At 50.0% G+C, this 12,032-nt stretch carries 11 protein-coding genes; 6 read left to right on the forward strand and 5 right to left on the reverse strand.

Translation table 11 applies throughout. The features are described 5' to 3' along the window. The first annotated feature begins 130 nt into the window (after positions 1–130). On the forward strand, positions 131–2,161 hold the full coding sequence (gene metG / locus RS889_RS15900; protein WP_315707977.1) for a methionine--tRNA ligase: 2,031 nt from the start codon (positions 131–133) through the stop codon (positions 2,159–2,161). A gap of 149 nt (positions 2,162–2,310) precedes the next feature. Here the strand turns inward: metG and pgl are convergent, their stop codons facing one another. Further along, on the reverse strand, positions 2,311–3,309 hold the full coding sequence (pgl, locus tag RS889_RS15905) for a 6-phosphogluconolactonase (RefSeq protein ID WP_315707978.1): 999 nt from the start codon (positions 3,307–3,309) through the stop codon (positions 2,311–2,313). A gap of 180 nt (positions 3,310–3,489) precedes the next feature. Between pgl and RS889_RS15910 the strand changes: the two genes are divergently transcribed. Next, a complete protein-coding gene (locus RS889_RS15910) occupies positions 3,490–4,311 on the forward strand; it encodes a pyridoxal phosphatase (protein ID WP_315707979.1) in 822 nt (273 codons plus the stop codon). 47 nt (positions 4,312–4,358) lie between these two features. Here the strand turns inward: RS889_RS15910 and modC are convergent, their stop codons facing one another. The 4 genes from modC to RS889_RS15930 all read right to left on the reverse strand — a co-directional run bounded on the left by modC (position 4,359) and on the right by RS889_RS15930 (position 7,172). Further along, the gene (gene modC, locus RS889_RS15915; protein ID WP_315707980.1) at positions 4,359–5,417 is read right to left on the reverse strand and encodes a molybdenum ABC transporter ATP-binding protein ModC; all 1,059 of its coding nucleotides are present in this window, start codon (positions 5,415–5,417) and stop codon (positions 4,359–4,361) included. After that, positions 5,417–6,106 (reverse strand): molybdate ABC transporter permease subunit, encoded by a 690-nt coding sequence (gene modB, locus RS889_RS15920; protein ID WP_315707981.1) that lies wholly within the window; start codon positions 6,104–6,106, stop codon positions 5,417–5,419. The genes modC and modB overlap by 1 nt, the downstream gene beginning before the upstream one ends. Next, positions 6,093–6,878: a molybdate ABC transporter substrate-binding protein gene (gene modA / locus RS889_RS15925; protein ID WP_315707982.1), complete on the reverse strand. Its 786-nt coding sequence runs from the start codon at positions 6,876–6,878 to the stop codon at positions 6,093–6,095. The genes modB and modA overlap by 14 nt, the downstream gene beginning before the upstream one ends. Before the next feature lie 144 nt (positions 6,879–7,022). Next, positions 7,023–7,172, reverse strand: coding sequence for an AcrZ family multidrug efflux pump-associated protein (locus RS889_RS15930; RefSeq protein ID WP_315707983.1), 150 nt, complete (start codon positions 7,170–7,172; stop codon positions 7,023–7,025). 201 nt (positions 7,173–7,373) lie between these two features. Between RS889_RS15930 and modE the strand changes: the two genes are divergently transcribed. From modE to galT, 4 genes are all read left to right on the forward strand, one after another. After that, positions 7,374–8,165 carry a molybdenum-dependent transcriptional regulator gene (modE, locus tag RS889_RS15935; protein WP_021015168.1) on the forward strand — a complete coding sequence of 264 codons (792 nt, stop codon included), beginning with the start codon at positions 7,374–7,376 and terminating at the stop codon, positions 8,163–8,165. A gap of 86 nt (positions 8,166–8,251) precedes the next feature. Next, positions 8,252–9,733: a molybdate ABC transporter ATP-binding protein ModF gene (modF, locus tag RS889_RS15940; RefSeq protein ID WP_315707984.1), complete on the forward strand. Its 1,482-nt coding sequence runs from the start codon at positions 8,252–8,254 to the stop codon at positions 9,731–9,733. Positions 9,734–9,947: 214 nt separating this feature from the next. After that, positions 9,948–10,964 carry a UDP-glucose 4-epimerase GalE gene (gene galE, locus RS889_RS15945; protein WP_315707985.1) on the forward strand — a complete coding sequence of 339 codons (1,017 nt, stop codon included), beginning with the start codon at positions 9,948–9,950 and terminating at the stop codon, positions 10,962–10,964. Between the two features lie 18 nt (positions 10,965–10,982). Further along, entirely contained in the window at positions 10,983–12,029 is a 1,047-nt protein-coding gene (galT, locus tag RS889_RS15950) for a galactose-1-phosphate uridylyltransferase (protein ID WP_021015165.1), read from the forward strand. The last annotated feature ends 3 nt before the right edge of the window (positions 12,030–12,032 follow it).

Consider the following 12,032-nt stretch of genomic DNA (forward strand, 5'->3'; position numbering starts at 1 on the left):
CCACCACGGGGAGGCGTATTCTCTTTGCCCCAATCTTCGTTTACACACACCAGCGGTTTACGTGCAAAGGCGCTATCGGTTAACATCAACACTTCGTCTCAATCACCATACAAAAAGCAAGTTCCCCACTATGACTCAAGTCGCAAAGAAAATATTGGTAACGTGCGCGCTACCTTACGCTAACGGTTCTATTCACCTCGGCCATATGCTTGAACACATTCAGGCAGATATCTGGGTTCGTTACCAGCGAATGCGCGGCAATCAAGTCAATTTCATCTGTGCAGATGATGCCCACGGCACACCGATCATGCTGAAAGCACAACAACTGGGCATTACGCCCGAGCAGATGATTGCGGAGATGAGTCAGGAACATCAGCAGGATTTTGCTGGCTTTAATATCAGCTACGACAACTATCACTCGACACACAGCGAGGAGAATCGTGAGATTTCCAGCCTGATCTACCATCGGCTGAAAGAGAACGGTTTTATCAAAACCCGGACTATTTCCCAATTGTACGATCCAGAAAAAGGCATGTTTTTGCCGGATCGTTTTGTAAAAGGTACCTGTCCAAAATGCAAGTCACCGGATCAATATGGCGACAATTGCGAAGTCTGCGGTGCCACTTATAGCCCGACTGAACTTATCAACCCAAAATCAGCGGTTTCCGGCGCCACACCGGTGATGCGTGAATCTGAGCACTTCTTCTTCGACCTGCCGGCTTTCAGTGACATGTTACAGAGCTGGACCCGTTCCGGTGCGTTGCAAGAACAAGTCGCCAACAAAATGCAGGAGTGGTTTGATGCGGGGCTGCAACAGTGGGATATCACTCGCGACGCGCCTTACTTTGGCTTTGAAGTGCCTGATGCTCCGGGAAAATACTTTTACGTTTGGCTGGATGCGCCTATCGGCTACATGGGTTCCTTTAAAAACCTGTGTGATAAACGCGATGATCTGAATTTCGATGAATACTGGCGCAAAGACGCCACTACCGATCTCTATCACTTCATCGGTAAGGATATTGTGTATTTCCACAGTCTGTTCTGGCCGGCGATGCTGGAAGGCAGTAACTTCCGTAAACCAACCAATCTGTTTGTTCATGGTTATGTGACGGTCAACGGCGCGAAAATGTCCAAATCGCGCGGCACATTCATCAAGGCAAGTACCTACCTGAAACACCTGGACGCCGATTGTCTGCGTTACTACTACGCTGCCAAACTCTCCTCCCGTATTGATGACATCGACCTCAATCTGGAAGACTTCATACAGCGCGTAAATGCCGATATTGTTAATAAAGTAGTCAATCTGGCCTCACGTAACGCGGGCTTCATCAATAAGCGTTTTGGTGGCCAGTTGGCAGATCAATTGGCTGATCCGGCGCTGTATAAAACCTTTACCGATGCGGCACAAAACATTGCCGATGCCTATAACAACCGGGAATCCGGGAAAGCAATCCGCGAAATAATGGCGCTGGCGGATATGGCCAACCGTTACGTGGACGAGCAGGCTCCGTGGGTAGTGGCAAAACAGGAAGGGCGTGACGCGGACCTGCAAGCGATCTGCTCAATGGGCATTAACCTGTTCCGTGTGCTGATGACCTACCTGAAACCAGTATTGCCCAAGTTGACCGAACGTGCAGAAGCTTTCCTGAACACGGAGTTAACCTGGGATGCAATCACCCAACCGCTGACCCGCCACTCAATCAATGCGTTTAAAGCACTGTTTAATCGTATTGAACTGCCACAAGTACAATCAATGATTGACGCGTCTAAAGAAGATATTGCAGCAACGTCTAACGCCGTAACGGGTCCCCTGGCGGATAACCCGATTCAAGACGTTATCGGGTTTGACGACTTTGACAAAGTGGATATGCGCGTGGCGCTGATCACGGCAGCCGAACTGGTTGATGGTTCGGACAAATTGCTGCGTCTGACCCTGGATATCGGCGGTGAAACCCGTCAGGTATTCTCCGGTATCCGGGCCGCCTACCCAGACCCGGCCAAACTGGAAGGCCGACTGACGGTAATGGTGGCTAATCTGGCGCCTCGCAAAATGCGCTTTGGCGTTTCCGAAGGGATGGTCATGGCAGCCGGCCCGGGCGGGAAAGATATTTTCCTGTTAAGCCCAGATAGCGGTGCCCAGCCAGGTATGCAGATAAAATAGTACTGACTCGGGCCGGGAAATATTCCGGCCCGCACTTTTCATCGGTCACTAGATTGGAATGGCGGCAATTGTTTCTTCCCCGACACACTCCCCACGACGACGCTGCCTTTGCTTATCTTGCCCTGGTATAGCAGATTCTCACTTCACTATTAGTCCAGTTGCAGAATAGAAACCCACATCGGGCCCTGACCAACCGCATAGCGCGCCAACGGATGCAACTCACCGGTTTGCTGATTGATACGGTAAACCGCAATGTGATGAGATTTCTGACCGGAAGAAATCAGGAAATTCCCGCTATGGTCAATATTGAAACCTCTTGGCTGGGCTTCTGTCGGCTGGTGGCCGGCTAACGTTAATACACTACCCTCTTGCGAGACCTGGAAAAGACTCAACAGATTGGCAGTACGATCAGAAGTATAGAGATAACGGCCATCCGGCGTCATATGGATATCCGCCGCCCAACGGGTATCGGTAAAATCGGCAGGCATGGCATCCAGTGTCTGTACCCGGCGGATCTGGCCATTGACAGTATGGCGCTGAAATACATCCACCGTGCTATTCAGTTCATTAACACAGTAGGCAAATTCACGGTTCGGATGGTAGGACATATGACGAGGACCCGCGCCGGTGACAGCCATCAACTCCGGTGGGTTATGCTCACTTAGCTTTCCGTCATCACCCAAATCATATAGCCGGATGCGATCTTCCTTCAGGCAGGGTGCCCACAGCACCTGATTGTCCGGGTCAATATTGGTAGAATGGCAACCTTCCAAACCGTCAAGTTGCTGAATCGGCGCTTCCACCACACCACTGGCATCAATCGGGCTGACGCTGACACAGGCATTACTGTAAGACGCACTGAACAGAAAACGTCCGCACCGATCGGTAGAAAGATGTGTCGGACTACCCGGTAATGGCGCAGAACCGGCTTCAGACAGCAATCCTTGTGCATCAATACGATAGCTGATCACCCTGAACTCAGGACGAACGCCAACATACAGATGACGCTTATCCGGCGCAATTACCATCGGCTGTACTTGCCCAGGAACATCCACTACTTGCAAGAGCGTTAGCGCACCTTCAATACCCAACTGCCAGACATGGATCTGCTGACTTTCCGGACTAGCGATATAAACAACTTGCTGCATGAGATTCTCCTTGTTACGCAAATTATGCGGCTGGACACCGACTCCAATGGGTGAATGGGGGTGTGCTCTGTTTGGCCGCAGCTCCGACTTGAAATGGCAAATAAAACAACCCTATTGGGATAGGTGAACATACAGTGTACCATCTGCTGAAAGACGACTTTATAACCTGATGAGATAATTATGACCTATCGTGTAATCGCGCTTGATCTAGATGGTACTTTACTGAACCAACAGAAAAAGATCTTGCCGGAATCACTGGCAGCACTGGCATTAGCCCGACAAGCCGGAATAACCATACTGATTGTGACAGGTCGCCATCACTCGGCTATCCATCCCTTTTATCAGGCGCTACAGTTGGATACACCCGCAATCTGCTGCAATGGCACGTATCTGTATAATTATCAGACAAAGCAAACGTCGGAAACCAACCCACTGACTGCCACACAAGCTAAAAACGTGCTACATCTGCTTGATCAGTTTGATATTCACGGTCTGATGTATGCTGACGACGCCATGTTGTATCAACATTCTACCGGCCACGTCACCCGATCACTGGCTTGGGCGGAAACACTGCCCGAACTGCAACGTCCTACATTTACCTATGTCAAAAACCTGTTCACCGCCGCGGATGATGCGTGCGCTATCTGGAAATTTGCCACATCACATGCGGACAGTACCGCGCTGAATAAGCTTGCCGAATTGATAGAAAAAGAGCTGGGATTAACCTGCGAGTGGTCATGGCAGGATCAGGTCGATATCGCTCAGGCGGGCAACAGCAAAGGAAAGCTATTGCAGAAGTGGGTGGAATCACAGGACATCGACATGAAAGAGGTGATTGCCTTTGGTGATAATTTTAATGATATCAGTATGCTGTCAGTCGCTGGGCTGGGTATTGCCATGGGGAACAGTGCCGATGAAGTGAAAGCGCACGCCGACCTGGTAATTGGTCATAATGAGCAGCCGGGGATCGCGGAAACAATCATGAAACGGGTGTTGGCATAGAAAGGTTGATTCCTGCCTGAACATGCAGGCAGGAAATCACCAGGAGACTACGGTGTTATCGATACGCTTTTTATCTGTGCATACAGCCATTGATAAGGATGTAGTGCCAATTCATCCCGAGCCCAAGGGGTTATACGGGCCCACAGCACTTGATCACCGATCGACAGCTTAACCTCCACCTGCTCACCAACATCAATGCATTCCAGCACTTTGACCGCCAATATGTTACGAATACTGCTGACCTTTGGTCGTTCCGTCACCAGTGATACATCGGCAGCATTGATACGGATACGCTGCTTCACATTCAGTGGCGCATCAATTTTACCCACCCACAGATGCTGTTCACCCAGTGACAATGCGGTCATTGCATAGCGAGGATGATGTTCCAGAACGGTGACATTCATAATGCTGCTTTGCTCCTCGCGCGGCAACCACGGACGCAACGCGTTACTAGCCCAGACAGCTTCCAGTTCACCTTGTGCCTTCACCTTCCCTTTATCCAGCACCAAGACGCGATCAGCTAACCGTAAAATCTCTTCCATGCTATGGCTGACGTACAGGATCGGCGTATTGACCTCTTTTGACAACCGTTCCAGATAAGGCATCAGCTCGCGCTTGCGGGGTAAATCCAGCGAGGCCAATGGCTCATCCATCAGTAACAGGTCTGGTGCCGTCAGCAGAGCCCGGCCGATGGCTACTCGCTGCTTCTCCCCGCCAGAGAGTGTCATCGGGTAGCGCTTGAGCAACGGTTCAATACCCAGTAACTGGACGATATCATCAAACTGACGACGCATGGATGCTGCCATGCCATAGCGCAGATTTCCTTGCACACGGTAGTGTGGGAATAAGCGTGCATCCTGAAAAACATAACCAACTTTGCGCTGTTCCGGTGGCAGGAAAACACGTCGCCGGGTATCCACTAGCACCCGCTCATTAAGCTGAATATACCCTTCATCAAGGTGTGTTAACCCGACGATAGCATTAATCAATGAGGTTTTCCCGGCACCAGAAACACCAAAGATAGCCGTGATACCATTGGCTGGCAGGTTCGCTTTCACCCTGAGCGTTAAATCACCCAATTGCTGGTTAATATCGAGTTGTAGCATTATCCCCCCAACCGACGTCGGCTCCAATGTGTCAGCCACTCCGACAGCAACAGCGATATCAACGAAAGGACAATTGCAATAACACATAGCCGCCCGGCCTGCATTTCTGCCCCAGGTGTTTCAATCAATGTGTACATAGCCAGTGGAATAGTGCGCGTTTCATCGGGAATATTGGACACGAAAGTGATGGTGGCGCCAAACTCACCTAACGAGCGAGCGAAAGCCAACACCGTGCCAACAATAACACCGGGTAACATCAGAGGAAGTGTAATCGTAAAAAATACCCGCCAGGGATTGGCGCCTAGTGTGCGAGCTGCCAGTTCCAGCCGGGTATCGACGGCTTCCAGCGCCAGGCGAATAGCTCTGACCATCAAAGGAAAAGCCACCACGGCAGAGGCCAAGGCTGCCCCGCGCCAACTAAAACTGAAGCTGAAGCCAAACCAGTCATAGAGCCATGACCCGATAACACCACGCCGTCCCATCGCAACCAGTAAAAGATAACCAATCACCACTGGGGGCAACACCAGTGGTAAATGGATAACACTATCCAATAGCGATTTTCCCGGAAAGTGACAGCGAACCAAAATCCATGCGACCAGTATTCCCAACGGCAAGCTGCACACGACCGCCACAACCGAAACTTTAAGACTCAGCTCGACGGCCTGCCATTCATAATCACTTAGCAACATTAACGGGTGTAAATCCATAACGAACAAACACGCTTAAAGCCTGTGGCGTTTTCAGGTAATCATAAAATGCTTTCACCGTCGGAGTGTTATGACCTTTCACGATGGCCATAGGATACTCCACCGGTTTGTGGGTATTTGCCGGGAATATACCAACCACTTTGACTTTATTGCTGGCTATCGCATCTGAACCATAGACAATACCCAATGGTGCTTCTTCCCGTTCTACCAGCATCATGGCCGCGCGCACATCATTGGCTCTGGCCATCAACGGTGAGAGGGTGTCCCAGGCTTTCAGTTTTTGCAGTGCTTCCTTGGCATAAATCCCCGCTGGCACATGATCAGGATCGCCTACTGCCAGACGACCACCTTTCAACAGACTTTTCCAGTCAGTATTTTCATCAATTTTGACCCCTTTTATCGTGGCCGATTTAGGCGCGATAACCACCAGATCATTGCTCAGCAACGTATAACGGCTGTTATTATCCATCAGTTGTTTATTCTGCACATAATTCATCCATTGCTGATTCGCAGAGATAAACATATCGGCAGGCGCCCCTTGCTCAATTTGCCGGGCAAGCGTAGACGACGAAGCGAAAGAAGTGACGATAGAAACCGATTTCCCCTGTTGATACTGCGTTGCAATGTCCTGTAACGCATTGGTTAACGATGCAGCTGCAAAAACAGTTATTTTCTCTTCTGCCGCAGATGCGGTTGCAGTAATACTGAAACTCAACGTCAAGGCTGCCAACCATTTAGTCCATTGTTGCTGCATTGCTTTCTCCCAAAATATTTATCGTTGTGTAAGGGCTAATATAACGATAAAAAATAAAACTTCATCTGTTTTATACAAATGATCCTCCAAAAAAAAGTCCGGCAATATGCCAGACGTTTTGGAAACAAAAAGGAATCCTACAGATTATTTATGGGTAGTATTTTCTTTGTCATGCCCAATACCGGAGAACACATTAAAGGCCTCTCCCAGCCCATAAATGGCTCCCAGAATCAGCGCCATCATCAATGGCACCATCGCAATCGCGAACAACAGGCTTTCTAATAACTCCAACATATCTACCTCACTTATTGCAACGGCTGTATATTGAACACAGCTCAATACTCAAGATTATATAGTAAACTTTCTCACTATCATCATAGTGGCATAGTTTACCTGAACGAACAAAAATAATACGGCCATTAGTGCGATTTGCTCCCTCGGGGGAAAATAGCGACAATACAAGCTGTTAACCGCTTCTTTCACGGACATTCCGCCATGCAAGCAGAAATTCTTCTCACTCTCAGACTTCAGCAACGCCTGTTTGCTGATCCCCGGCGCATCGCCTTACTCAAGCGGATTAAACAAACCGGATCGATCAGCCAAGGGGCGAAACTGGCGGGTATCAGCTATAAAAGCGCCTGGGATGCCATTAATGAAATGAACCAATTGGCCGAACAGACACTGGTCGAGCGCATGACCGGTGGGAAAGGCGGCGGCGGTGCCCAGGTAACTCGCTATGGTGAACGTTTACTCCAGCTCTATGATTTGCTGGAACAGATTCAACAAAAAGCCTTTGACGTACTTCAGCAGGATAATCTGCCGCTGGATAGCCTTTTGGCGGCCATTGCCCGCTTTTCACTGCAAACCAGCGCCCGCAACCAGTTTTTCGGCACCGTACTGGCACGCAGCCAGCAACAGGTACAGCAGCATCTGGAAATATTATTGGCTGATGGGCAGACGCGCATTCAAGCGGCTGTTACCCAGCAGAGTGCGGACCGTCTGCAACTAACCAGTGGTAAGGAAGTTCTGGTGCTGATTAAAGCCCCCTGGGTAAATATCACCGCCCTTTCTGCCCCGGTTCCAACAGCAGACAATGTGTTATCAGGACGCATTACCCACTTACAACCTGGGGAAGATCATAGTGAAGTATTACTTGCTCTCAACGGGGGAGAAACCTTGTGTGCCACCGTTGCCAACACAGTTATTGAACAGTTGGGTTTACAGACGAATCAGCTGGTCAACGCCTGTTTTAATGCTGATCAAGTGATTATCGCCACGCTATGCTGACGCCCCCTCACACGTTCACACATTGACAAGCAAAGAAGATATCGTAATTCGTCTAAAGCGCGGATTACCTCTAAAACGGAGTAGACATGTCATTACTGCACATCCACCAGGCATTGTTTCGCTTAAGTGATACCCGCATGTTACGTCTGGATGAACTGACGATTCAGCATGATCAATGCTGGGCCTTTGTCGGTGCCAACGGCAGCGGTAAATCCGCGCTGGCCCGCGCCTTGTCCGGCGACCTTGCGACACTGGATGGTCAGCGTCAGTGCAATTTCCAGCGCGTAGCCAGACTCTCCTTTGAACAGCTTCAGCAACTGGTGTCGCAGGAATGGCAACGTAATAACACCGATATGCTCAGCGTGGGTGAAGACGATACCGGCCGCACAACGGCTGAAGTCATTCAGGACAACATACTGGATCCGGACCGTTGTGTGCAGTTGGCTACTCAATTTGGTATTTCTCATTTACTGGAACAGCGCTTTAAATATCTGTCTACCGGCGAAACCCGCAAAACCATGCTGTGCCAGGCATTGATGTTACAACCGGATCTGCTGATTCTGGACGAGCCCTTCGATGGTCTTGACGTCACTTCCCGAATCCAGTTAACGGCGCTACTTGCCGACTTGGTCACGCAAGACTACACGCTGGTGCTAATTATCAACCGGTTTGAGGATATTCCAGATTTTGTGAATCAGGTCGGCATTCTGGCTGACTGTACTCTCACCCGACAGGGTGAACGTGAACAAATCATGTCCGATGTTCTGGTGGCGCAGTTGGCCCATAGCGAAAAGGATGTGGCCACAACCCTGCCGGAACCGGAAGACCCCCGACAGCAGCCGATGTTACCGGCAGACCAGGCACGAATCATCTTGCGTAATGGTGTTGTTCAATATAACGACCGTCTGATTCTGAACGATCTGAGCTGGGAAGTGCTACCTGGTCAACACTGGCAGATTGTGGGTCCAAATGGTGCCGGTAAATCAACATTGCTGAGTCTGATAACCGGCGATCACCCGCAGGGTTACAGTAACGATTTAACGCTGTTTGGCCGTCGACGCGGCAGCGGGGAAACTATCTGGGAAATCAAACGTCATATCGGTTACGTCAGCAGCAGTCTGCACCTGGATTACCGGGTCAGTATTAGTGTGCGCAACGTAATTCTTTCCGGCTTTTTCGATTCTATCGGTATCTATCAGGCCGTATCTGATCGCCAGCGTCACCTCACTACGCAATGGCTAGCGTTACTGGGATTTTCTGACGCGGTGGCCGATGCGCCATTTCAGTCACTGTCCTGGGGCCAGCAGCGGTTGGTACTCATTGTTCGTGCGTTGGTTAAACATCCTGCGCTATTGATTCTGGATGAGCCGTTACAGGGGTTGGATCCCCTTAATCGCCAGCTCATACGCCGCTGGCTGGATATTTTGATCGGTGAAGGTGAAACACAGTTGTTGTTTGTGTCGCACCACGCTGAAGATGCGCCACAGTGCATCACTCATCGACTGACATTTATCCCACACCATAACGGACATTATGATTATCAATTTGAAGACCTGAATTTAGTCTAACCATCATCTCAGATCCATGAACTCTGTTCGTGAGTCTCAAAATGGTAACGTTACCATTTATTTTTCTTCTCTAACGGGTAGAATAGAAAACAAGCAATCATCAGGCTAATAATATGATGCTGTGCCAGAAAATGCGCATTACTATTGCACTGATCACCGTTTTAAATGTTTATGCATGCTACTTTTCAATTAATTCACCACAACAGGAGTCATTATGAAGGTATTGGTTACTGGTGGAAGCGGTTACATAGGGAGTCATACCTGCTTACAATTAATCGCAGCGGGCCATCAGCCGATTATTTTAGATAATCTGTGTAACAGTAAAACCGGTGTGGTTGATACCATCGCACGACTGAGTGGTCAGACACCGGTTTTTTATCAGGGTGATGTTCGAGACCGTCACTTACTGGATGATATTTTTTCGCAGCATGCCATTGATGCCGTCATCCATTTTGCCGGGTTGAAAGCAGTAGGCGAGTCAGTGCGTGAACCCATCAACTACTACGACAATAATGTCTACGGTACACTGACGCTGGTGGAAGCGATGAAAAAAGCGGAGGTCAACACGTTGATCTTCAGTTCATCCGCCACGGTTTATGGTGATCAGCCGCAAATTCCTTATCACGAAAGTTTTCCGACCGGCACACCCTCCAGCCCTTATGGTCGCAGCAAGCTGATGGTGGAGCAAATTCTGCAGGACCTGCAACGGGCAGAGCCAGATTGGAGCATTGTCCTGCTGCGCTATTTCAACCCGGTCGGCGCCCATCCATCAGGTGACATGGGAGAAGACCCGCAAGGTGTCCCCAATAACCTGATGCCGTATATCGCGCAAGTCGCTGTAGGCCGCCGCGAATCATTAACAATATTTGGTAACGACTACCCCACCGCCGATGGCACTGGCGTCCGTGATTACATTCACGTGGTTGATCTGGCTGATGGCCACGTAGCCGCCATGAATATTTTGCATAAACGACCTGGCGTACATATTTACAATTTGGGGGCAGGTGTCGGCTATAGCGTACTACAAGTGGTTGAAGCTTTTGGAAAAGCTTGTGGCAAACCGATTCCTTACCATTTTGCACCGCGCCGTGACGGTGATCTGCCCGCTTACTGGGCTGATGCGGAAAAAGCCAACCGAGACCTTCACTGGCGTGTGAGCCGTTCACTGGATGAGATGGTAGCCGACGCCTGGCGTTGGCAGTCTAACCATCCCAATGGTTTTATTGGTTGATAATAAAAAAGGTATCACATGGTACATTTTGATCCTGTTGAACACCCACACCGTCGTTATAACCCGCTAACCGGACAATGGGTGCTGGTTTCTCCGCATCGTGCCAAACGCCCGTGGCAAGGACAGCAGGAGTCAGTATCCCCGATACAGCTTCCCCGGCATGACCCTGACTGTTTCCTTTGCCCGGGAAACACCCGTGTGACCGGAGACAAAAATCCGGACTATCAGGGTACATACGTTTTCACCAACGATTTTGCCGCCCTGATGTCGGATACGCCAGACGCTCCCAGCAACAATGATCCGTTGTTGCGTTGCCAAAGCGCACGCGGCACCAGCCGGGTAGTCTGCTTTTCCCCCGACCACAGTAAAAGTCTGCCGGAACTACCAGTACCCGCACTGGAACAGGTGATTATCACCTGGCAACAGCAAAGTGAAGAACTGGGCAAACACTACCCATGGGTACAGGTATTCGAAAACAAGGGTGCGGCCATGGGCTGCTCTAACCCGCATCCACATGGGCAAATCTGGGCCAACGATTTTCTGCCCAACGAAGCAGAGCGGGAAGATCGGATGCAGCGGGAGTACTTCCATCAGCACGGCATACCGTTGCTGGTTGATTATCTGAACCGCGAACAGCAAGAACAAGTACGCCATGTCCTGGAAACCGAACACTGGCTGGTGGTCGTGCCGTACTGGGCGTCCTGGCCATTTGAAACGTTACTATTACCCAAGGCTCATATTCTGCGCTTGCCGGATATCAATGCGGAACAGCGTCACGACCTGGCCATTGCCCTTAAAAAACTGACCAGCCGTTATGACAACCTGTTCCATACCTCCTTTCCTTATTCAATGGGCTGGCATGGAGCCCCCTTTAACCAGGATGATCAACGTCATTGGCAGTTACACGCCCACTTTTATCCGCCGCTGCTCCGTTCCGCCACGATACGCAAATTTATGGTGGGATATGAAATGCTGGCAGAAACCCAACGCGATCTGACCGCAGAACAGGCCGCCGAGCGGCTACGAATGGTCAGTGATGTCCATTATCGTGATTCAGGAGTCTGATAA

Origin of the sequence: Brenneria uluponensis (assembly GCF_032395385.1) — a bacterium.
Taxonomy (GTDB): domain Bacteria; phylum Pseudomonadota; class Gammaproteobacteria; order Enterobacterales; family Enterobacteriaceae; genus Prodigiosinella; species Prodigiosinella aquatilis.